The following is a 20,633-nucleotide window of genomic DNA, read 5'->3' as shown; positions in this document are numbered from 1 at the left end:
TGGGCGGCGGCAGCGTTCGTCACGCGGCGTCCCTCCGGCGGGCAACCGGGTTGCGGATGCCGGCGGACAGTCCGGCGTCGACGACGCGGGCGACTTCGCGGTCGGTGCAGGCGCATCCGGCGGTGACCATGTGCCCGGCCGCCTCGATCAGCGCGGCGCGGGCGGTGGCGTGGTCGATCAGGTTGGCTCCGATCTTGCGGCCGATGGTGTAGGCCGCGGCCGACAGGACGGCGTTGTGGGTGTCTGGTCCGGCCGCACGGACCCGTTCGCACTCCCCGGCGAGTGCCGCCGACCCGTAGTGACTCGGTGTGGCAGAACGGATCTGGACGGGCGCCGAGTTGGCCGTAGACGCACGTTCCGCGCAGGCTTGGACCAACCACCCCGGCAACTCGACCGGGTCGGTGTCGTCGAGCAGTTCGTACGCGCCGGCGTCGGTCACCGACCCCGGTCCTACCGCGTATCCGCCGCCCGCTCGAACGTCCACGTGGGCCGCGATGGCGCTCTGCGAGTTGCGCAGGCTGGTTCCGGCCGGGGCGAGGTAGTACAGGTGCCGACCGCCGGACGGGGTGGCCACGGTGTAGGTCGCGGGCAGTGGCCCGCCCCGCTGCGTGGCGAGCGCGGTGAGGTTGTCCCACCCGTCCGGCGCGTCCGGGTCCAGGACCACCAGCCCGGCCGGGCCGGTCGCTACGGCGATGTTGAATCGCCCGGCCTCCCAACAGCGGCGGATACGGGGGGTGTCGCGGTGGGCGCGGTTCTCCCAGTCCTTGACCATCGGCCGGTTCTTGGTGCCGGGGGCGAGCGGGAAGATCGGCCACCCCATCCCGACGAGGTAGAGCGCCCATTCGAGCAAGTCGTTGCGTTCCATGTGGACAGTCCTCTCAGGTCGGTGTCAGCCGGGGCAGGGAATTCGGGACGTGTCGGGCTCGTCCACGTAGCGGTCGTATTGGGCTTCGGTGATGCGCACCTCCCGCGTCGCGGCGCGGTCGAGCGGTTCCGGGACACCGGGGTGGGTGCACACCGCGGTGAAGCGGTCGCCCTGGTAGTCGGCGGTCAGGGCGTAGACCACCCACCGCCCGGCCGGACGGGCCGGGGTCGCGTGTCGCGGCGGCGCGGTCGTGGTCGGCGGGTGCGTCGGGCTGGCCGGCGCGGTGCCGGCGGTGGTGGTGGTCGTGTGGTGCGGGGCGTGGCAGGCGGCCGGGGTGGCCGCCGCGAGGGCGATGGGCGCCGCGGTGAGCAGGGCGCGGAGGGTGGTGTGCGTGGTCAAGACAAGTCCTCACGTCGGTCACGCTGTGTGACAGTTTTAGGGCGTGTTCGGCCAGGGCTAGGGCCGTGCGGTGTCGGCCGAAGCCCGGGATTTCCAGGATTCCGCAGGTCGGTGCGGGGGAGGTCTAGATACCTAGAGTGCTGTTCACGGCCATTGTGTGGGTCTAGGGGAGGGGTCTAGGTCTAGGGGCGGCGGAGTCTAGGACGGCCACCGCCCCTAGCTCACGTTTTCGGTTACGCTCTGTTGTTCTTGGCAGTGGCGAGGACGTCGCGGGTGTAGCCGTTGCGGTTGGCTCCCTTACCCGTGGCCGGGTCGGTGCCCCACACCTGCTTGGGCTTGACGCCGGTCGGCTTGAGCGCGGTGGCGAGGTTCTGCGCGGTCCAGTCCCGGTACTGGCTGGGCCGCAGCTCGGCCAGCCGGGTCACGATGACCTCGGACCACAGCTTGTCCTCGCCGCGCTCGAACACCGCGATCGTGTCGGCCAGCGGGTCCAGGCGCGCGGCTTCCACATCGACCTCGACCCCGGCGGCGTAGCCGGTCAAGTTGCCGATGGCCTCGCGGCGGGCGCGGGCGCCGGCCACGATCTTCTTCGCGTCGGTGGCGTCCTTGTACACCGACTTCACGATCTTCGCGTCGTCGCCCTCGCCGGCGAGGTAGCCGATGCCGAGGTCTGAGCGGGCGAACATCGTGGCCCGGACACCGTTCTTGTGCTGCCCGGTGCCCAACACCATGTCGTTGGCGGTGTGACCCATGACCTTGAGGCAGAACCGCAGGACGGCGTTGTCGGAGATCGGCGTGGGCAGGCTTTTGGCGTCCGGCCGCTGCGTCGCCAGGATGATGATCATCCCGAGGGCGGGGCCGCGCTTGACCAGGTCGGTGCAGATGGCTTCCAGTTCTTCGCCGTACTTGGGGTGCTCGAACCAGATCTGGCACTCGTCGACCCCGACCACGATCGCGGCCAACCCGAGGTCCTTGCGGGCAGCCAACTCGGGGGTGACCTTGTTGTCCGGGCACACCGACTCGGGCAGGCCGCGGATCACCTTGATCCGCCGGCGCATCTCCTCCCGCAGCCCGCGCATCTCGACCACCATGCGTTCGATGTCGTCCAGGTCGTCGCCGACGCCGTAGGCGTGCGAGACCGGCGCGAGGGAGGCCAGGTCACCAGTGCCCTTGAGGTCGTAGCTGTAGAGCACCGCCCGCGGGTCCAGTGCGGCCATCAGCATGAGTTCCCGCAGTGTGACGGTCTTGCCCATCCGCGGGACCGCGCCGATGATCATGGATGCGAACATCAGGGTGATGTCGACCCACCGGCCGCGCTGGTCGGTGCCGAACGGCTGCGGCTTGAACAGGTCCACGGTCGCGCCCGGCTTGGCCAGCGGCCAGGGCTTCTGCCTGGTCTTGGACATGTCCCGGTCCCCGACCCACAGCACCAACCGTCCTTCGTGGACCTTCGCATCCCCTTCCGGCCACACACAGCCGATCTGGCGGCGCAGCGCGGAGGACAGCTCTTCGCGCTTGCCGATGACGTCCCCGGCGGTCGAGCCCGGTGGGAGGTCGACGTCGGCGCGCCAGCCGTCGCCGTCGCGGGCGATCGGGTTGGGAAACTCGATGCGCTTGCCCTTGGCGATGGCCTGATTCAGCCCGCCGATGCCCAGCGAGCACAGCGCGTCTTCCAGCATCGCGGAGGTGAGCTTGGGCGTCTTGACCGCGTCCACCGCGCGGCCGGCGACCGGCTTGTCGGCCGGGGCACCCCACCAGCCCACGACGGTGAGGGTGGCCAGCAGCAGCGTCCAGTTCCACACCGGCGCCACGAACGTCCAGCACAGGTACACCGTCGCCAGTAGCACCAGGATGGCGACCAGGACCGGGGCGGAGCGGCGGCGCACGGTCTCGTTGCGGGCCTCGCGCAGCTTCATGTACACGTCCGCGTCGTTGCGGTCGCGGGCGTTCATGCGCACCGGCTTGGATTCCGCGTCGTACACCCACCGCCCGACGCGGGCGGTCAGGCGGCACAGCGCGCCCGGGGCGCGCAGCAGCGCGGTCGGGACGTACACGGGCACCCGCAGCGCATGGAACGCGAAGGTGTGGGCGGCGTAGTGGACCAGGAACCGGGCGCGGGAGCGGAACTCTTCGGCGGAGGTGAGCCACTTGGCGACCAGCGGGCGGGCGGTGGCGTCGGAGACGGTCTCCCACCACGACGGCTTGGCCTCGGCCGGGTCGACCGGTGCCGGCGGGGTGGCCTGGTCGCCGACCTCGGTGGCGGTGTCGACGTCCGCGCCATCCAGCACGGTGCCGGCGTCGGCGAACCGGTCCTGCTCCGGGATCTCCTCGGCGGTGCGGGCGGTGTCCGGGCGGATCGGGACGACGTTCCCGGCTCGGGTGGTGGCGGTGTCGGTGGCGTTCGGGTCGGTGTTCACGGGGCCGTCGCCCGTGGCGTTCACGGGAGCGTCGGCCGGGGTGTTCGTGGACGGGTCGGGGGTGCTGTTCACGGAAGGGAGCCCTTCGGGGGTGTGGTCGTTCACGGGGTCGGGGGTGTGGTCGGCGGTGGTGGACATCAGGCGGCCTCCCTCTCCTGCGCGGTGGTCGTCTGGTCGGCGGGCTCCGGCGCGACGGCCGGGCGGGTGGTGGTTTCGGCGGTCAGGTCGTCGGCGACGTTCTTGCTGGTGCCGCGGGAGATGCTCGGGCACACCGAGCGGACCCAGGCTGGGGTGATCTCGATCCCGGGAGCCCAGGCGGCGCGAACTTCGGCCAGGTAGTCCGCCCGGAGCTTGCGGGCCGGCTTCGCCGCGGGCTTGCGGGCGGCTGGGCGTCGGCGGGGGCGGGTCGGGGTCGACGTCGGCGACTCGACCACCGGGGCGGCCGGGGCCCCGCCGGGCACCTCGGGTGCCGACTCGGCAGCGGGTACGGGGGCGGAGGTGACTGCGGTGTCCCCCGCCGTATCCGCCTGTCCCGTGAACGCGGTCCCGGCCGCCTTGAACACGGCCTCGGTGAGCTTGTCTCGCAGCACCGGCGCGGTCTCCGCCGCGAGGAACACCAGCACCGGAGGCACCGAGTGCAGCACCACCCCGGCCACGTCGAAATGCGTCCAGGACTTCCAGGTGTTCATGACGTAGGTGGCCAGGAACGCGAACCACTTCGTCCGGTGCGCCCACGCCCCGATCTCGACCTGGTACCGGGCGGTCACCTGCTCCGCCCGCAACACCGCCACGAGAACGAGCGACACCATCGGGTCCAGCAGCCATCCGGCCAGCCAGCCGAGCGACCAGGTGGCCGCGCCGGCGGCGGCGAAGGACTGGACGTTGACCATCGTGAACGCCAGGCCCAGGAAGATCCCGAGCCAGATCACCGCATCGATCTGCGTGCGGACCTTCTCCACCCGCAGCGCCACCACGTCCGGGTGGTTGGACAGCCGGCGGACCTTCGCGGCGGTGGCGGCGTCCTGGGCGAGCTTGTCAGCCTGGGTCAGCGGCTGGTGCCGGGCATCCGCCGGCGCGAGTTCCGTGCTGGTCATCGGCGACCACCCCCGTGGTGGGTGACGATCTCGGTGATGGCCATCAGCCGCACGATGGTGTTGGCGGCAAGCAGGGCCGGGACGATGAGCGCGATCCACGTGGCCGTGGTGTTCTGGATCTTGACGATCACGAGCCACTGGACGAACGCGATGACCGCGGTGCACAGCACCAGCCGGAGCAGGTTGGCGGTCATGCGGGTGACCTCCCGGACACCGCGCAGAGACCTGGTGGCGGACTTGCGACCGGCGCGCCACACGGAGAACGTGCCGATCAGGGCGAGTCCACCGAGGACGTAGAGGGTCGTCGTGGGCATCAGGCCACCACCTTCGGGTAGTCGACGCACGCGCGGCGCGCGGTCGGAAGTGGGATCACCGGCGCGAGCCCGGTGGCGGGAAGGTCGGTCGGCGACTCGGTGGGTTCGCCAGTCACGTACTCGTGCAGGTGGGAATCCGGGTCGAGCCCGGCGGAATACAGGCAGGCGTCGCAGGTGCGGTGCGGCTTGGGCAGCTCGGCCCACCCGAGTTCGCCGCACTGCCGGCAGGTCCGGCGGGCGGCCATCGCCTTGTCCAGCGCGGCGGCGCGGGCCGGGGTCATCGGCCGGACCGGCTTCGCCGTGGCGACGAGGTAAAGGTTGGCGTAGACGAGCTTCCCGGCGCGCCGGCAGCGGAAGTACAGCACCGCCACCGGGTCCGCTCCGCCCGGCCGCAACCCCAGCGCCCGGAGCTGGCGACGCGTGGCGAGCAAGGCGCGCGGGGCGATGCCGTAGGACAGCAGCGGCAGCCCGTCCACCCGACCGCGGGTGAACTCCAGATCCGGCGACCACGCCACGGGCGCGAGCACCCACGGGAACTTGCGGGCCATCACCGATCACCCGCCAGCAGCGACAGTTCCCGGTCCCAGTTGATCCGGGCGGCTTCGGTGCCGGCCGGGACCATCGCGTCGGCGTTGTCCAGGAACCGTTCGAGGTCGGCACGGCGGAACCGCAGCAGCGCCGGCCCGATCCGGTTCGAGGAGTCCCGCAGCTCGACCCACGTCACGGCGTCGGTGAGCACGTCCGGGTAGACCGTCACGTCGCCGATACCGCAGCAGGCGTCCAGTCCTCCGGCCAGCAGCTCCCGCGACAGCAGCCACGTCACCGGAGTCGGGGTAGTCGGGATCTCGACAGCCACCGCGAACGGGTCGGACACCCGGTAGGTCAGTGCCACCCGGACCACGTGCCAGCCGAGGGCCGGGACGTCGGTGGCGGGAATGAGTCGCGTGGTGATGTGGCGGCGGAGTGTCGTGCGGGCGGTCATCGGACACCTGCCACGACGTCGAGCAGCACGTCACGGACCCGGCGCAGCCGGGCGGCCAGGGACAGCTCCGGCGCATTCAGAACGAGTTCCGCCGCGCGGGCCGCGTCGGTCAGGCCGCCGTCGAACAGCGCACCCGCAACGCGGAACAGGGTTCGCATCTGCGCGACCGTCGCCGCGCCAGCCGCGGCGGCCATGATGTCCAGCTCCCCTGCCGCTTGGACCAGCCAGCGGGTTCGCTGCGGCGAGGTGACGGGCAGGCCATCGTTGAGCAGATCACGCAGGCGCCGGACCGGTGTGCGTTCCGGGCGCAGCAGCGCAAGGAGTGCGGTTACCATCGGGGTCCTTCCCGTGTTGCCATGTGAGTGGTGGGGAGTCCCGGCCTGGTCGGAGCGTTCTTGGCGGTTCGAGCCGCCCAGGCTGGGGTCAGAGACAGCGGATACGGCGGGGATGCCGTGCGGTGCGGTCATGTCAGCGCCGCCAGCAGCAGCGCGGCGGCCAGCAGCGCCAGCCCGACCACCAGCAGTCCCATGGCGGCGGAGATCTGCCGGTACTTGCGGACTGCGATCCCGCCCAACAGGGCGGTGTCGACGGCGAGGGTGGTGGAGACCGGGACGCTTCCGGCTTCCAGCAGCGCGGCCGGGCCGTTGTAGGCGGCGTCCAGCCAGGTGCCCGGGGTCGGGAACTGCGTGAGCCGGGGTCGGACTGCGGAGAGCAGCACCAGCACCGAGGCGAAGATCGGGGCGGCGGCCACCCACAGCGCGACCGTTGCCGGAACCGAGGTCTGCCGGGTGGTAAACGCGACCACGCCGGAGAAGGCCAGACCGACCAGCCCGAGCAGCGTGGTCACCTTCGTATCCGCCTTGGCCAGCTCGGCGCGGGCCTGTTCGTGAGCCATGTGGACGCGGGGCATGGCTTCTGGGTAGGTCATCGTTCACTCTCCTTCGGTCATCAGCCGATGCCGTCGTGGCGTTTGCTGTTGGCGTTCCAACAGGCGTCGTTGAAGCAGTTGCCATTGGCGTTGGTCGCCTGCCCGCAGCCCGGGCAGAGCGGGTTGCTGTTGCCGCCGCACGGGCGGGGCGTGGTGACAAGGGCGAGAACGGTGGTGCGGGACATGCTTTCCTCCGAAAGTGACGTGGGATTGGTGTGGCTTACGCCGCTTCCTCGCGGGCCGACGTGGTGATGTCCAGCCGAGCCGGCAGCACCCGCAGCGCCGCCCGATCGGTGCGCCGGCGGGTGCGGTGGGCGTGCTGCGGGTCGGTGAACGCGTGCCGGGTGCGGACCTCGGCAACGGCCGTCGCGGCGGTCAGTTCCTGGTCGACCTCGGCCAGCAACGCGTCGATGGCCGACTCGTCCAGGCCGTCCGGGCTATAACCGTGACCAGCGGGAACGCCATCAACGGCGGCCCAGGCGGTGCGGTTGGTGATTCGTGCGGAGTTCATCGGAAGCCCTTCTGATGGTCTGTCGTTGGCGACCATCAGAGACTCACATAGCTCTACTAGTAGAGTCAACCTAACTCAGCTAGTAGAGCTAGAGAAGTGCAGAGATTCACCTAGTTGGGCTAGTAGGGTGGCAGCTATGCTGGGCGCATGGATGCCCTCGACCCGGACGACGCTCGTCCCCCGTTTCAGCAGGTAGCGGCGGTTCTCAAAGCCGCGATCGTCACTGGCAAGTTGCGGCCGGGCGACCGGCTGCCCTCGTACACCGACCTGGCGTCGCAGTACGGCGTGGCGCCGATGACTGCCCAGAAGGCAGTTGGCCTCCTTCGGGATGAGGGGCTGGTCATCTCGCGGCAGGGGAAGGGCTCGTTCGTACGTCAGCGCACGGAGCGGTCCGTGGGTCTCAGGCCGCACGTAGAGGCCGTCTTCGAGAGCGGGGCAGTTGCGATCGACTTCGCCGGGTTCTCGGGGGAGACCTTGCAGGGTGTCATCAGTGAGCCGCTGGACAAGGTGCGCTCCGGCCGGCTCCAGCCAGAAAGCTTGCAGGTTCGCATCCTGCTGCCCGACCTGTCGAAGCCGCTCGGGCTACCGGCGCTCGCGCCCGACGGCGTGGACTCGCCGGACGTCCGTAAGCGTGCTGAGCGCATCGTGCAGCGATCTACGCAGGGGGTCGTGGACACGGTGCAAGAGCTCGCTGCGCTGGGCTTGGTCGAGTCGGCGTCGGCGCAGGTGCGGACCTACCACTCGCCGCCACTCTTCAAGCTGTTCCTGCTGAACCAGGCTGAAGCCTTCTTCGGGTTTTACCCCGTGCTTCAGCACTCGGTGGCCATCGGGGGAGAGCCTGTCGAGATCTTCGACCCTATGGGTAAGGACGCGGTGCTGTTCCACTACGCAAAGTCCGAGGACCCTGACGCGATTGAATCGCAGTACGTCGACCAGGCGCAGAAGTGGTTCGACAGTGTGTGGAATTCGGTAGCTAAGGATGTGGAGAATTAGTGGCCGATCTTCGTGAGACGCTTGCTAGCGCCAAGCTGATCCTGTTTGACTTCGACGGTCCCGTCTGCGACGTATTCGCGGGATTGCCCGCATCGACCATTGCGCGTCGGCTTGAGCAAATTCTAGGCGAGCGCGTTGACTCGGATGACCCGTTGCGAGTTCTTCAAGAGTCGACTCGATTCGGTCAGGATGTCGTTCAGGCGATTGAGTTCGAGTTGGTGCGTGCCGAGTTGGAAGCGGTCGACATTGCGACGCCGACTCCTGGCGGTCTTGAGTCGATGCGGGCCGCGTTGAATGCAGGGAAATCGGTTGGTGTGCTGAGTAACAACTCTCCGAAGGCTATAGCCAGATTCCTGCTCGCGGCCGGATTACTGGCCGATGTGACGCCGGTCGTTGGTCGCCCTTATGGAAGGCCGGAGCTGATGAAGCCGCACCAGTACACGCTTCAGCAGGCTCTGATGGGTGCTCAAGTGCAGCCGGGCGATGTGGTGTTCATTGGCGACTCGGCAACGGACATTGAAGTGGCGTTGGCTGGGGAAGTGGCACCTGTCGCGCTTGCAAATAAGCCGGGTAAGCGGGAGTTGTTCGAATCAAGTTCTCCGCTCGTTGTTGATGACATGTTTTCGATCATGACTTGCCTTCAGGCTATGCAATAATTCGCGCTCTCGGCGGTACCGATATTTCGCGATGAATGGTCCATTGGTCGCCGTCAGGTGCGATGCAAGTCAGTCGGATATGTAGCTTGGTTCCTCGTTCCTCGTCAAAATCGACTACCCAGTAGACCGCGTCCCCCGTTGTTAGCTGGTCTCGGTCGGGAGAGCTGTCGAAGGTGGGCAAGTAGAAGGCGATCAAGGGACGACCTTGAGGAGATGTGCCGTTCATGCCAGGCCGGAAGTAGAAGCCTCTGCTGTCGACAATCTCGGCTTCGATCCTCGCGAGAGGGGGAGACTCCTGAAGGCGAAAGTGCAGAACGCGCCAGGCTCCACCGTTATGGCTCTGCAGCTCGCCCGGGCTCACCTTAGGCGTGCGCTCCTCGTGTCGCCGGTCCTTGTCGAGTCGCGCTGTCTCTGCCGCTGCCTCTGCGGAGACAGCCGCGGAGTCCGCCGCTGCCTTCGCGGCCGCGGCCTGCTGGCGTCCGTAGTACGCGCTGGCTCCGGCGGCCAGTAGGGCGAAGATCGACACGATGAGCGCTGCGAGTGCCATCACGCAAGTATCGGCGTCCGGACGGGGTGACGATGGCGACGCGCCGCGGCGGAAGGGGACCAGGCGACGTCACCGCCCCACATGTGCCCCACGGGGACGCTCGTCAGCAGTGTTTCCGCTGGTCAGACAGCATCTAGATGTCAGTCTGTAAACCAGTTGGCTTACGCCTACGGGGGTTCGAATCCCTCACCCGCCACGCTCCGCGAACGGCCCCGTGATCACCTGATCACGGGGCCGTTCGCTGTGTCGCGATCCTCGAGCAACAACCGTGACGGCAATTGACCACACGGTTCGGCGGGCTTTGTGCCGCGCAACGGGCGAAGGTTCGTTCCGCCTTTCGCCCGCATTCCGGAAAACTCGCCTGAATCGGTAACGGCCTCCGCGATCCGCCCGACCCCGCAAGGGGCAGGGAATCGATCAGGGGAGGTGCCCATGCCGGTTTTCGGGACGCTCGACCGTCCGGTGCGCGAGCAGGCGGTGCGGGACGGGGGGACGGGGGCCGCGGCGAGGCACGACCATTCCCGGCTCCACGCCGTCGACGAGGCGCTGAAGGACTGTCCCGGCGGCGTGCTCCTCGACGTCGGGTGCGGGCCGGGGATGGTGGTGCGGCACCTGCTCGACGACCGGCCGGGGGATTTCGCCGTCACCGGGTGCGACCGGTCCGCCGCGATGGTCGGCGCGGCCCGGCGGCGCGCCGGAAAAGGGGCTAGCTTCTCCGTCGGGGACATCGAAGAACTGCCGTTCGCCGACGGTGCTTTCGACGTCGCACTCGCGGTGAACGTGCTCGAACACGTCGACGCCGGACCCGCTCTGCACGAAATCGCGCGCGTGGTCCGCCCCGGCGGGCTCGCCGTCGTCACCACCCTCAATCCGCGCAGCCCCTACCGGCTCGTCGAGCGGGCGCTGGGCCGCCGCAGCGGGAGCCGGGCGCTCGCCCCGCGGCGGCTGCGCCACGAGCTGTGGCGGGCCGGGCTGCAGCCGGTGGACACGCTGTTCTACGACGTCACCGCGCTGGTGCCGCCGCTGGACCGGCTGGTGCACCGCTGGGACCGCCGGTGGCGGGCGCACCCGGAGACGACCGTCGCCCGTGGGGTCGCGGGCCGGCTCGGCACCGGGTACCTGATCGCCGCTCGGCGGCTCTGAGCGCAGGGGAACGGCCGGTTTCCCTGGGGGAAGGGGAAACCGGCCGTCCGGGGGCGGCGGCGCTCGGGGTTACGCCGCCTGGGAAACCGGCGTCGAAGCCGGGGTCAGTGCGAGGTCGAGGACCTCGCGGACGTTGGCCACCGCGTGCACGTCCAGCTGGGCCAGCACCTCGGCCGGGACGTCGTCGAGGTCCGGCTCGTTGCGCTGCGGGATGATCACCGTCTTCATCCCCGCCCGGTGCGCGGCCAGCAGCTTCTGCTTCACGCCGCCGATCGGCAGGACGCGGCCGGTCAGGGACACCTCGCCCGTCATCGCGACGTCCGCGCGGACCACGCGGCCCGAGAGCAGCGACGCCAGCGCCGTCGTCATCGTGACGCCCGCCGACGGCCCGTCCTTCGGGACCGCGCCCGCCGGGACGTGGACGTGGATGCCGCGGTTGCGCAGGTCGCCCACCGGCAGTTCCAGCTCCGCGCCGTGCGACCGCAGGTAGGACAGCGCGATCTGCACCGACTCCTTCATCACGTCGCCGAGCTGGCCGGTCAGCTGCAGCCCGGACGCGCCGGACTCCTGGTCCGCCAGCGACGCCTCGATGTAGAGGACGTCACCGCCGGCGCCGGTCACCGCCAGGCCCGTCGCCACGCCCGGGGTCGCCGTGCGCTGGGTCGACGCGGGCAGCGACGACTCCGGCAGGTGCCGCGGGCGGCCCAGGTACGTCTCCAGATCGGCGGCGTCCACGGTCAGCGGCAGCGAAACCTCGTCCATCGCGACCTTGGTCGCGATCTTGCGCAGCACCTTGGCGATCGTGCGGTTCGCGTCGCGCACGCCCGCTTCGCGGGTGTACTCGGCGGCGATCCGGCTGAACGCCGCGTCGGTCAGCGTCACGTCGGACGTGCCCAGCCCGGCTCGCTCCAGCTCCCGCGGGAGCAGGTGGTCGCGGGCGATGGTGACCTTCTCGTGCTCGGTGTAGCCGTCCAGCGTGACGAGCTCCATGCGGTCCAGCAGCGGGCCGGGGATGGTCTCCAGCGCGTTGGCCGTGGCCAGGAACACGACGTCGGACAGGTCGAGCTCGACCTCGAGGTAGTGGTCGCGGAACGTGTGGTTCTGCTCCGGGTCCAGCACTTCGAGCAGCGCCGAGGTCGGGTCGCCGCGGTAGTCGGCGCCGACCTTGTCGATCTCGTCGAGCAGCACCACCGGGTTCATCGAGCCGGCTTCCTTGATGGCGCGGACGATCCGGCCGGGCAGCGCGCCGACGTACGTGCGGCGGTGACCGCGGATCTCCGCCTCGTCGCGGATGCCGCCGAGGGCGACGCGGACGAACTTGCGGCCCATGGCCTTCGCGACGGACTCACCCAGCGACGTCTTGCCGACCCCGGGAGGGCCCGCGAGGGCGAGCACCGCGCCGGAACGGCGTCCACCGACCGGGCCGAGCCCCGATTCGGCCCGCCGCTTGCGCACGGCCAGGTACTCGATGATGCGTTCCTTGACGTCGTCGAGGCCGGCGTGGTCGGCGTCCAAGATCGCCCGGGCCGCGGCGATGTCGTAGACGTCCTCGGTGCGCTCGGTCCAGGGCAGCTCCAGGACGGTGTCCAGCCAGGTGCGGATCCAGCCGCCCTCCGGGGACTGCTCGGACGTGCGGTCCAGCTTGTCCACTTCGGCCAGTGCGGCCTTCTTCACGGGGTCGGGCAGGTCGGCGGCCTCGACGCGGGCGCGGTAGTCGTCGTCCTGCGCGGTGCCGTCGAGCTCGCCGAGTTCCTTGCGGATGGCCTCGAGCTGGCGGCGCAGCAGGAACTCCTTCTGCTGCTTCTCCATGCCCTCGGCGACGTCCTTGCGGATCGTGTCGGTCACCTCGAGCTCGGCGAGGTGCTCCTTGCTCCACTCGAGCGCCTTCTCCAGGCGTGCGGTGACGTCGAGGGCCGAGAGCAGCTCGACCTTCTGCTCGGTGGACAGGTACGGCGCGTTGCCGGAGAGGTCGGCGACCGCGGAGGCGTCCTCGACCTGCTGGACCGCGTCGATCAGCTGCCAGCCGCCGCGCTGCTGGAGGATCGAGATGACGACGGCCTTGTACTCGGCCGCGAGCTTGGCGGTCTGGTCGTCGGTGGTCTCGGGGGCGTCCTCGGCGTGCACCCAGCGGGCGGCGCCGGGGCCGTCGGCGATCCGGCCGACGGCCGCGCGGACCGTGCCGCGCAGCAGGACGGCGGCCTTGCCGCCGGGCACGCGGCCGATGCGCTCGACCGTAGCGACGGTGCCGAATTCGGCGTACTCGCCGTGAACGCGCGGGACGATGAGGACTTCGGCCTTGGTGGCTGCGGCCGACCGGATGCCGGGGAAGGACGCCTGGCTCGGCGTCTTGGCCTGGGCGGACTCCACCGCGGCGCGGGTCTCGGTGTCGGTCAGGTCGAGCGGGACGACCATGCCCGGCAGCACGACGTCGTCATCGAGCGGGAGCACGGGCAGGAGGCGGGTGTCGGACATGTGCACTCCTCGTGTAGTTGAGTCTGCCTAGCTCAACTCTCCGATGGGCATGTTTGTTTCCCGGAGTGCGTTCGCCCACAGCGATCAAGGAAAGTGCAGGTCAGCGAAGTTTCATCGGCCCATCGAGGCGCTCAGGCGCCCGGCTTCTCCGCGACGGCGCACCACGCGTACGGGCGGGCCTCCGCCTCCAGGGCGTTCAGCTTCCGGTCGGGCCGCCAGTCCGGCAGGTGCACGATGCCCGGCTCCAGGAGCCGCCAGTCGCCGAACAGCGGCGCGATTTCTTCGCGGTTGCGCAGCCACACCGGGTTGCTCGTCTTCCGGTACTGCTCGACGAACCAGCGCAGCCCTTCGAGCGTCTCGCCGGTCCCGTCGCCTTCGCTCATCTGCGAGATCGCCAGCCAGCTGCCCGGCGCGAGGGCGTCCCGGTACGCCCGCAGCAGCCCTTCCGGGTCGTCGTCCGGCCCGACGAAGTGCAGCACCGCCGCCATGATCAGGCAGACGGGCTGCGAGAAGTCGATGAGGCGCTGCGTTTCCGAGGCACGCAGCACGGCTTTCGCGTCCCGCATGTCGGCCTGGACGATGCCGGCCCAGTCCGTCGCCGCCTCCTCTTCGAGGATCAGCGTCGCGTGGGCGACGGCGACCGGCTCGTAGTCGACGTAGACGACCTTCGCGTCGTGGTCCTCGGGCAGCTCCGCCTCGACGACCTCGTGCACGTTCCCGGCCGTCGGCACCCCCGAGCCGAGGTCGATGAACTGCCGGATCCCGGCCCGCAGCGCCGCCCGCACCGCGCGGTTCATGAACTCGCGGTTCTGCTTCGACCCCGGGCGCACCAGCGGCCACTGCTGCTCCATGCGCCGGCCGAACTCGCGGTCCACGGCCCAGTTCTGCGTACCGCCCAGGTACCAGTCGTAGATCCGGGCCGCGGACGGCTTCTCGGTGTCGACACCCTCGGGCGCTCTCGGCGCGGAATCCCGCTGGTCGGTCACTTCAGGCTCCCCTCGCTGGCGGCGAGGGCCAGCCTATAAGGCCTGTGCACCGGCGGTAATCCACCAGTAGTTCACCGAACAGCCGGTCGACGCTGCCAGTACGTCCACAGCGGGCGGTACCCCTGCGCGTACCAGAACGGCGTCGAAAGCGGGTTCGCCGCAGCGTGGTGCAGCAGAACGACGTCGGCGCCCTCCTCGTCGAGAACGTGGTGGGCGTGGGTCGCCAGCGCGGTGCCGACGCCGGACGACCGCGCCGCCTCCGCCACCGCCAGTGACGACAGGTAGCCGACGCGGGAAGCGGCGACGCGGCCGCTGATCCAGCCCGTCTCCCCGGGGTGCTGAACGCTCACCATGCCGAGCGGACGGCCGTACAGCTCGGCGATCCACAGCGGCGGCTCCGGCCGCTTCAGCTGCTCGGCGAGGTCCTTGGCCAGGATTTCCTCGACGCCGGTGCGCCAGTTCACCGTGCCGTACTGGGCGTCGTAGGAGTGCAGCTCCATGCCGAGCGCCACCGCGGTTTCGAGGTCGCCGGGCTCGGCGCGGCGGATCTTCACCCCGGGCGTCCCGCGCGGGCCCGCCGGGATCATCCGCTCGGCCGGCCGGACCGCGATCACCCGCAGCGGCGCGAAGCCGTGGTGCAGCATTTCCCGGCCACCGGCGGCGTCCCGGCTCGCGCGCGGGACGATCGCCGCGGTCTCGGTGTCACCCGGTTCGGCGACGGCGCGCAGATGTTCATCCCATCGGGTGAGGAGGGCGTCCAGGACGGCCGCCGGTTGCGGGCCGGCGAGCTGGAGGTCGAGCCGGTGCTCGGTCAGCGCCCGCCACGGCGCGTTGGGGGCGTCGCGGTCGACCTGGACCCGGGAAGCCAGCCCGGACGCGGCGGAGTCGCCCGTCGCCACCTCCAGGACCACGGCGTTTTCCGCCACCTCGAAGGGGGTCGAGCCGGGGAGGAGGGGATCCACCGCCGCGAGCCGTGCCGCGTGCTCGGTGGCAATCACATCGCTGTGCATGGGGCCATTGAAGCGCTACCCGGGGCGCCGTGGGCACAGAACCGCCGGAGTAGCGCCGGAGTTCGGACAACTGGCGTTTCACCCCTTGGTCCACGCAGGTCAGCGCGTTCGAGGCATTGTTAACCCTGGGGTGATCTCTTACTGTCTCGAAAGGGACGCGGGTACGCCCTACGGGGTACGGTATGGCCCTTGTCCACACCCGAAGTCACGGATCAGCACCGGTGGACAAGCCGGGAGGGAAGGTCGGATGCCGGACACCAACGCCCACGGTGACGCCGTCGCGCAGGCGCAGCCCGGGCCGGGAGCCGCTTCCGGGACACCACAGCCCGCCGCTTCCGCCGAAGCCCGCACCGACGAACGCCGGTTCCGCGCCTACACCTTCGCCGTCCTGAGCCTCGGCCTCGTCGCCGCGTTCGCGGTCGGCTCGTGGCTGCCGTTCCACTGGGACGACCGGCTGCTGTGGATCGCGCCGGTGCTCGCGGTCGCCTTCCTGCTCGCCGAACAGCTCGGCATCAACGTCGACGTCCGCAGCGGCATCTCGTGGACCATCTCCTTCACCGAGATCCCGCTCGTCATCGGCTTCTTCATCGCGCCGTTCGAGGTCGTGCTGGCCGCGCACCTGGTCGCCGGCATCGGCACGCTGCTCGCGCGCAAGGTCGCCGGCCGCGTGCTCTACAACGCGGGCGCGTTCCTGTTGGAGATCACCGGCGCCTTCGCGGTCGCCGGGCTGGTGAAGTACGCCGTCGGCGCCGGGGCCGGGGACAAGATCCCGTGGGTCGCGGCGCTGGCCGGCACCCTGACCGCGCCGCTCGTGAGCACGCTGCTCGCACTGGCCGCGGTCCGCGTGCTGCGGCGCCGCATGCGGGTCAGCACCGCCGTCCGGCTCACCGGGCGGATCCTCGTCGTCGGCTTCGTCAACGCGTCCGTCGGCCTCTCCGGCTACCTCGTCATCTCCAGCACGCCCAAGGCGTGGCCGCTGGTGCTCGCCGTCTTCCTCGGCCTCACCGCGCTGTACTGGGCGTACTCCGACCTGCTGCGCGAGCAGCGGGACATGGAGGCGCTGTCGGACGTCAGCCTGATGGTGGCCCGCTCCGGCCAGCAGGCCGCGGCGCGCCCGGCCAGCCGCGCCGACGAGCTCGTCGGCGGCGTCGACGTCCGTGAATGGGCGACGATCGCCGAGCGCATCAAGGACCAGCTCGCCGCCGGCCGCGTCGTGCTGAGACTCAGGCTCGAACCGAAGGACACGATGCGGGTCGTGGTCGCCGGCGACGACCTGCCACCCGCCGACCCCGCCGCCGACGACCCGCTGCTGCGGCTGCCCGGCGCGCACGTCCGGCACTTCCGGATCACCGAGGCCAACCCCGACGTCCGCGCGGCGCTGCTCGACCGCGGCGCGCAGGAGGCACTCGTCGTCCCGCTGCGCAGCGCCAACCGGCTGCTCGGCGTCGTCGAGGCGCACGACCGGCTGTCCCGCTGGCGCGGGTTCGGCAAGTACGACGTCCAGCTGCTCGGCACGATGGCCAGCCACCTCGCGACGTCGCTGGACAACCGGCGCCTGCTGGCGACGCTGCGCCACGACGCCTACCACGACCCGCTCACCGGGCACCTCAACCGCCAGGGCTTCCGCCAGGTGGCGAAGGAGCCGTTGCGGGACTTCGCCAACGCCGTCGTGCTGCGGATCGACCTCGACGTCTTCTCCACGGTCAGCGACGCGCTCGGCTACGCGTGGGCCGACCGCATGGTCACCGCCGCCGGTCGCCGCATCCGCGACGCGCTCGGCCCCGACGTCCCGCTCGCCCGGCTGGAAGGCGCGTCCTTCGCGGCGCTGCTCGTCGGCTGCCCGCCCGAAGACGCCCACCACGCGGCCGAACGGCTGCGCCAGCAGCTGTCCACGCCGTACCCGGTCGACCGGCTGTCGGTCGAGGCCAACGCGATGATCGGCTACGCGACGACGTCCACGGACGAACCCGGCGACGACGTCGACATCGAAGGCCTGCTGCAGCGCGCCGACGTCGCCGTCCGCGCGACGAAGGGCGGCGAGGAGGTCCGCGGCTACGTGCCGAGCATGGGCCAGATCTTCCTGCGCCGCTTCCAGATGGTGACGCAGTTCCGGCAGTCGCTGGAGGACGGCCAGGTCAGCGTCCACTACCAGCCGAAGATCACCCTCCCGAACCGGCAGGTCCAGGGCGTCGAGGCGCTGGTCCGCTGGGTGCACCCGGAGTTCGGCAGGCTCGGCCCGGACGAGTTCGTCCCGGCGATCGAAGCGGCCGGTCTGATCGGCGTGCTGACGTCGTTCGTGCTCGGCGAAGCCCTCAAGCGCTGCCGCAAGTGGCTCGACGAGGGCCTGCGGATCTCCGTGGCGGTCAACCTGTCGGTGCGCAACCTGGCCGACGAGGACTTCCCGAACAAGGTCGCCCGGGAGCTGGAGCGCGTCGGCATCCCGCCCGAGCTGCTGACGTTCGAGCTGACCGAGTCCGGCGTGATGTCCGACCCGCAGAAGGCGCTGCCGATCCTGCGCGAGCTGCACTCGCTGGGCATCACCCTCGCCGTGGACGACTTCGGCACGGGGTACTCGTCGCTGGCCTACCTGCGGCAGCTGCCGGTCGACCAGGTCAAGATCGACAAGAGTTTCGTCCTCGGCATGGGCACGGACCTCGGCGACCTCGCGGTGGTCCGGTCGATCGTCGAGCTGGGGCACTCGCTCGGGCTGACGGTGGTGGCCGAGGGCGTCGAGGAGGACGTGGCGCGCGACCAGCTCGAGGCGATGGGGTGTGACGTCGCCCAGGGCTACCTGATCTCGCGGCCGCTGCCGGAGGACCGGCTGGAAGCGTGGCTGCAGGCCCGGACCGCGCGCTCGCCGGGGCGGCACTCGGAGACCGTGCTGACCCTGCTGACCTGAGGTTTTGTTCTTTCGGGACCCCGGTTGCACGGCCGGGTGACGGGAGTTGGTAATCTTTCCAAGTCCTCGCGAGAGGCCAGGCCCCTTTAGCTCAGTCGGCAGAGCGTCTCCATGGTAAGGAGAAGGTCTACGGTTCGATTCCGTAAAGGGGCTCCGCGAGTGGGCGAGCTATGCTTGCAGAATGCGCAAGCTTGGCTCGCTTCGCGGTGTCCTCCTGGGGGTCAAACCCCCCAGACCCCCCGCCAGGGGGCTACGCCCCCTGGAGCCCGGGTATGGTGGGCATGTAAGGGCGGTGTAGCTCAGTTGGCAGAGCAAGCGGCTCATAATCGCTGTGTCGCCGGTTCAAGTCCGGCCACCGCTACGCGGTAACGACGGGGCTGGCCCCCGGGACCTGAGAGAGAAGGAAACGCTGTGGCTGCCACCGACGTGCGACCCAAGATCACGCTGGCGTGCGAAGAGTGCAAGCACCGCAACTACATCACCAAGAAGAACCGGCGCAACAACCCGGATCGCCTGGAGATGAAGAAGTTCTGCCCGAACTGCGGTACGCACCGGACGCACAAGGAAACCCGCTGACGTAGCGCGTTCACACCAGCTCGAAGAAGCCGCCCTGGGATCCGCCGGGCGGCTTCTCGCTGTTGGTAGCCTCGTCGCCGTGCCCTTGGACCAGTCGTTCACCGGGCGGACTTATCCGCCGCAGACCAGTTACGAAGTGAGCCGGGAGAAGATCCGGGAGTTCGCCGACGCGATCGGTGACGCGAACCCGATCTACCGCGACCCGGAGGCGGCCCGCGAAGCCGGCCACCCGGACGTGATCGCCCCGCCGACCTTCCTCACGATCATCAACCTCGCCTCGATCAACGCGATCGTCGCCGACCCCGAGCTCGGCCTCGACTACTCGCGGATGGTGCACGGTGACCAGGGCTTCACCTACACGCGCCCGGTGTTCGCCGGCGACGTGCTCGAGGTGACGACCCACATCGACGCCATCATGGCCCGCGCCGGCAACGACTTCATCAACCTGCGCGCCGACATCACCGACGCCGCCGGCCAGAAGGTCTGCACCACCCGCGCGCAGCTGGTGGTCCGAGGGGAGAACGCGTGAACACCGGCGACGAACTACCTGCCCTCGAGGTGCGGATCACCCGCGAACAGCTGGTGCGCTACGCCGGGGCGGCGCTGGACTTCAACCCGATCCACTGGAACGAGACGTTCGCGAAGGACGTCGGCCTCCCCGACGTCATCGCGCACGGGATGCTGACGATGGCCGTGGCGGGCCGCGTCGTCACCGACTGGCTCGGCGACCCGGCCCGGCTGGTCGACTTCAGCGCCCGCTTCACCCGCCCGGTCGTCGTGCCGAACACGCCCGAGGGCGCCCTGGTCGAGATCACCGGCAAGGTCGCCGATGTCAAGGACGACGGCATCGCCCGGATCGACCTCGTGGTGAAGTTCGACGGCAAGACGGTGCTCGGCAAACCACAGGCCCTGGTCCGCTACTAAGGCAGCTTCAGCACCGCCACGACGGCGTCGGCCATGCCCTGCTCACCCCGCGCGTTCGGGTGCAGCGGGGCGGCCGGCGAGGCGGGCAGCAGGCCCTCCACCCAGCGCTTGTCGGACGGCGAGCAGACGTCGTGGCCCTTGCCGGGCGTGGCCGTGTCCGCGTAGCCCGCCCGGTGCGCGTCGGCCTGGTCCTCGAGCATCTTGTTCAGCTTGGCCAGCGCGCCGCGGAAGTACTCGATGTCGCCCGCGCCGAACGGCAGGGCCGGCCAGCAGCCGTCGCCGTCGGGGAGCACGGTCGGGTAGCCGACCACCACCACCTTCGCCTTCGGGGCCTTCTTGCGGATGCGGTCGAGGACCGCGCCGACCTTCGGTGCCGTCGCGTCGATCCGCTCGGCCAGCTGGTCGTGCCCGCCGGCCGTCAGGCGGTCCCTGCACGGGGACGCGTTCGCGTGCGTCGTCGCGCACGACGACGCGTAGGAGAAGAAGCCGACGTCGTTGCCGCCGATGCCGAGGGTCACCAGCGTCGTCTCCGCGGTGACGGCGTCCAGCTGCGGCGGGTTCGTGCCGTTCCCCGTCTTCTGCGCGGCGCTCAGGTGCGCTGTCGTCGCGCCGCCGCAGCTGACGTCGGCGAACTGGGCCGGCTTCAGCTTCGCCGAGACGAGGTGTGGGTAGTTGTCGTCCGAACGCTCGCAGCCGGCGGGTGTCCCGGCCTGCCGCCCGGTTCGCGGCGACGAGGTGTACGAGTCGCCGAGTGCGACGTAGCGGCCCGTGCCGCCGCCGGTGTCCACGCCCTCCGGTGGCGCCGACGACGAGCCGTGCTGCCACTTGTAGTACCCGAAGGCCAGCAGGCCGGCCACCAGCACGACCACCAGGCAGCCGCCACCGCTCTTTTTCGCCACTTCTTCGTTTCTACCGAA

At 70.1% G+C, this 20,633-nt stretch carries 23 protein-coding genes and 2 tRNA genes; 9 read left to right on the top strand and 16 right to left on the bottom strand.

Annotated elements, in window-relative coordinates; all coding sequences use genetic code 11:
- Positions 1–19 precede the first annotated feature (19 nt).
- The 11 genes from AB0M80_RS03145 to AB0M80_RS03095 all read right to left on the bottom strand — a co-directional run bounded on the left by AB0M80_RS03145 (position 20) and on the right by AB0M80_RS03095 (position 7,510).
- Entirely contained in the window at positions 20–865 is an 846-nt protein-coding gene (locus AB0M80_RS03145) for a bifunctional DNA primase/polymerase (protein ID WP_364558003.1), read from the bottom strand.
- Positions 866–889: 24 nt separating this feature from the next.
- Positions 890–1,264 (bottom strand): hypothetical protein, encoded by a 375-nt coding sequence (locus tag AB0M80_RS03140; protein WP_364558001.1) that lies wholly within the window; start codon positions 1,262–1,264, stop codon positions 890–892.
- A 233-nt stretch (positions 1,265–1,497) separates the two neighbouring features.
- Positions 1,498–3,819 carry a cell division protein FtsK gene (locus AB0M80_RS03135; RefSeq protein WP_364557998.1) on the bottom strand — a complete coding sequence of 774 codons (2,322 nt, stop codon included), beginning with the start codon at positions 3,817–3,819 and terminating at the stop codon, positions 1,498–1,500.
- Positions 3,819–4,775, bottom strand: a complete 957-nt coding sequence (locus AB0M80_RS03130) for a hypothetical protein (RefSeq protein WP_364557996.1) — start codon at positions 4,773–4,775, stop codon at positions 3,819–3,821. The genes AB0M80_RS03135 and AB0M80_RS03130 overlap by 1 nt, the downstream gene beginning before the upstream one ends.
- Positions 4,772–5,089 (bottom strand): hypothetical protein, encoded by a 318-nt coding sequence (locus tag AB0M80_RS03125; RefSeq protein ID WP_364557993.1) that lies wholly within the window; start codon positions 5,087–5,089, stop codon positions 4,772–4,774. Before AB0M80_RS03125 ends, AB0M80_RS03130 begins: the two co-directional genes overlap by 4 nt.
- Positions 5,089–5,637, bottom strand: a complete 549-nt coding sequence (locus AB0M80_RS03120; RefSeq protein WP_364557991.1) for an RRQRL motif-containing zinc-binding protein — start codon at positions 5,635–5,637, stop codon at positions 5,089–5,091. Before AB0M80_RS03120 ends, AB0M80_RS03125 begins: the two co-directional genes overlap by 1 nt.
- Complete coding sequence (locus AB0M80_RS03115; protein WP_364557988.1) at positions 5,637–6,071, bottom strand: SsgA family sporulation/cell division regulator; 435 nt, start codon at positions 6,069–6,071, stop codon at positions 5,637–5,639. Before AB0M80_RS03115 ends, AB0M80_RS03120 begins: the two co-directional genes overlap by 1 nt.
- Complete coding sequence (locus AB0M80_RS03110; RefSeq protein ID WP_364557986.1) at positions 6,068–6,406, bottom strand: hypothetical protein; 339 nt, start codon at positions 6,404–6,406, stop codon at positions 6,068–6,070. The genes AB0M80_RS03115 and AB0M80_RS03110 overlap by 4 nt, the downstream gene beginning before the upstream one ends.
- Positions 6,407–6,534: 128 nt before the next feature.
- Positions 6,535–6,999: a Pycsar system effector family protein gene (locus tag AB0M80_RS03105; RefSeq protein ID WP_364557984.1), complete on the bottom strand. Its 465-nt coding sequence runs from the start codon at positions 6,997–6,999 to the stop codon at positions 6,535–6,537.
- Positions 7,000–7,019: 20 nt separating this feature from the next.
- Entirely contained in the window at positions 7,020–7,184 is a 165-nt protein-coding gene (locus tag AB0M80_RS03100) for a hypothetical protein (protein ID WP_364557982.1), read from the bottom strand.
- Between the two features lie 35 nt (positions 7,185–7,219).
- A complete protein-coding gene (locus AB0M80_RS03095) occupies positions 7,220–7,510 on the bottom strand; it encodes a hypothetical protein (RefSeq protein WP_364557979.1) in 291 nt (96 codons plus the stop codon).
- A gap of 147 nt (positions 7,511–7,657) precedes the next feature.
- Between AB0M80_RS03095 and AB0M80_RS03090 the strand changes: the two genes are divergently transcribed.
- Positions 7,658–8,503 carry a GntR family transcriptional regulator gene (locus tag AB0M80_RS03090; RefSeq protein WP_360268151.1) on the top strand — a complete coding sequence of 282 codons (846 nt, stop codon included), beginning with the start codon at positions 7,658–7,660 and terminating at the stop codon, positions 8,501–8,503.
- Positions 8,503–9,159 (top strand): HAD family hydrolase, encoded by a 657-nt coding sequence (locus AB0M80_RS03085; protein ID WP_364557976.1) that lies wholly within the window; start codon positions 8,503–8,505, stop codon positions 9,157–9,159. The genes AB0M80_RS03090 and AB0M80_RS03085 overlap by 1 nt, the downstream gene beginning before the upstream one ends.
- Here the strand turns inward: AB0M80_RS03085 and AB0M80_RS03080 are convergent.
- Positions 9,149–9,706, bottom strand: coding sequence for a hypothetical protein (locus tag AB0M80_RS03080; protein WP_364557973.1), 558 nt, complete (start codon positions 9,704–9,706; stop codon positions 9,149–9,151). The two genes, AB0M80_RS03085 and AB0M80_RS03080, sit on opposite strands and share 11 nt — an antisense overlap.
- A 432-nt stretch (positions 9,707–10,138) precedes the next feature.
- On the opposite strand from AB0M80_RS03080, the gene AB0M80_RS03075 reads away from it, so the two are divergent.
- Positions 10,139–10,849, top strand: coding sequence for a class I SAM-dependent methyltransferase (locus tag AB0M80_RS03075; RefSeq protein ID WP_364557971.1), 711 nt, complete (start codon positions 10,139–10,141; stop codon positions 10,847–10,849).
- Between the two features lie 69 nt (positions 10,850–10,918).
- On the opposite strand, the gene lon is transcribed toward AB0M80_RS03075, so the two are convergent.
- The 3 genes from lon to AB0M80_RS03060 form a co-directional block, all read right to left on the bottom strand.
- Positions 10,919–13,321, bottom strand: coding sequence for an endopeptidase La (lon, locus tag AB0M80_RS03070; RefSeq protein WP_364557968.1), 2,403 nt, complete (start codon positions 13,319–13,321; stop codon positions 10,919–10,921).
- A 131-nt stretch (positions 13,322–13,452) separates the two neighbouring features.
- A complete protein-coding gene (locus AB0M80_RS03065) occupies positions 13,453–14,307 on the bottom strand; it encodes an SAM-dependent methyltransferase (RefSeq protein WP_364557965.1) in 855 nt (284 codons plus the stop codon).
- Between the two features lie 71 nt (positions 14,308–14,378).
- Complete coding sequence (locus tag AB0M80_RS03060; protein WP_364557963.1) at positions 14,379–15,317, bottom strand: GNAT family N-acetyltransferase; 939 nt, start codon at positions 15,315–15,317, stop codon at positions 14,379–14,381.
- 247 nt (positions 15,318–15,564) lie between these two features.
- Between AB0M80_RS03060 and AB0M80_RS03055 the strand changes: the two genes are divergently transcribed.
- The 6 genes from AB0M80_RS03055 to AB0M80_RS03030 all read left to right on the top strand — a co-directional run bounded on the left by AB0M80_RS03055 (position 15,565) and on the right by AB0M80_RS03030 (position 19,716).
- Entirely contained in the window at positions 15,565–18,216 is a 2,652-nt protein-coding gene (locus AB0M80_RS03055; protein WP_364557961.1) for an EAL domain-containing protein, read from the top strand.
- Between the two features lie 80 nt (positions 18,217–18,296).
- A tRNA-Thr gene (locus tag AB0M80_RS03050) sits at positions 18,297–18,369 on the top strand.
- Between the two features lie 135 nt (positions 18,370–18,504).
- Positions 18,505–18,577: transfer RNA gene (locus AB0M80_RS03045), tRNA-Met, on the top strand.
- Positions 18,578–18,627: 50 nt separating this feature from the next.
- Positions 18,628–18,792, top strand: a complete 165-nt coding sequence (gene rpmG, locus AB0M80_RS03040) for a 50S ribosomal protein L33 (protein ID WP_005152047.1) — start codon at positions 18,628–18,630, stop codon at positions 18,790–18,792.
- 79 nt (positions 18,793–18,871) lie between these two features.
- Positions 18,872–19,321, top strand: a complete 450-nt coding sequence (locus AB0M80_RS03035; protein ID WP_364557958.1) for a MaoC family dehydratase N-terminal domain-containing protein — start codon at positions 18,872–18,874, stop codon at positions 19,319–19,321.
- On the top strand, positions 19,318–19,716 hold the full coding sequence (locus tag AB0M80_RS03030; protein ID WP_364557955.1) for a MaoC family dehydratase: 399 nt from the start codon (positions 19,318–19,320) through the stop codon (positions 19,714–19,716). The genes AB0M80_RS03035 and AB0M80_RS03030 overlap by 4 nt, the downstream gene beginning before the upstream one ends.
- Here AB0M80_RS03030 and AB0M80_RS03025 read toward each other — a convergent pair.
- Positions 19,713–20,615: an SGNH/GDSL hydrolase family protein gene (locus tag AB0M80_RS03025; protein WP_364557952.1), complete on the bottom strand. Its 903-nt coding sequence runs from the start codon at positions 20,613–20,615 to the stop codon at positions 19,713–19,715. The genes AB0M80_RS03030 and AB0M80_RS03025 overlap by 4 nt on opposite strands.
- Between the last annotated feature and the right edge of the window lie 18 nt (positions 20,616–20,633).

This window comes from Amycolatopsis sp. NPDC051045 (assembly GCF_040682955.1).
Lineage (GTDB): Bacteria > Actinomycetota > Actinomycetes > Mycobacteriales > Pseudonocardiaceae > Amycolatopsis.
The sequence above is the reverse complement of the archived record's forward strand: the minus strand, read 5'-3'. Positions and strand labels throughout refer to the sequence as shown.